Here is a 622-nt window from a genome sequence, read left to right on the forward strand (position 1 = left end):
GGACGGTGCATGCCCTCATCGTGCTGTGGCTGGCCAACTACTGCGTCAAGCGCTATGGGTGGAGTCTGCTCAAGGGTTGTCTGGTGCTGTCCTTCCCGGTGAATTACGGATGGAATCTTCTCGTTGAAGGTTTCGTCATGACTCGGCTGGGTTGGGAGACCTACGATCCCGGCTTTGGGCCGCATATCACCTGGGCCAACGGCGCTCAGTGGACGTTGGTGTGGACGGTCGGCCTGATGTGTGTCTGGCCCAACGTCATTGCCTATTGGGCCGGTAAGCCACCGGTGCGCGGCCTGAACCACATTGAGCGGTTCTGCGGGCTGGCCAGGTTCACCAGGCCGAGGACCTCGGCGTCTGGCCCAGTCGGATCGGGCGGATCACTGAGTGGTACAGGCGCCTCGGCGGCGACGGTTGTGAAGTCCGCGCCGTTGGTCAGGGAGGCTGAGTACGACAGTTTCCTCAATTACGAGGTGACCATCCCACGATGGAGGTTCGAGGTTGCCCGATTCGGTGCATGGTGCCTGGTATTCCAGGTGAGTTTCTTCATGATGCTGATCGTTCCGCTTGTGTTGATGCGCGTCATCACCGGCCATGACAGCATCTACGCTCCGTAGTGTAAAGG

Annotated in this window: 1 protein-coding gene; it reads left to right on the forward strand. The window is 60.0% G+C overall.

Translation table 11 applies throughout. The annotated features are described in order from the left end of the window. A partial coding sequence (locus RNC47_RS36135; RefSeq protein WP_311605090.1) for a hypothetical protein occupies positions 1 to 614 on the forward strand: 614 nt, incomplete at its 5' end. Between the last annotated feature and the right edge of the window lie 8 nt (positions 615 to 622).

It is taken from the genome of Streptomyces millisiae, from assembly GCF_031845425.1.
Taxonomy (GTDB): Bacteria; Actinomycetota; Actinomycetes; order Streptomycetales; family Streptomycetaceae; genus Streptomyces; species Streptomyces millisiae.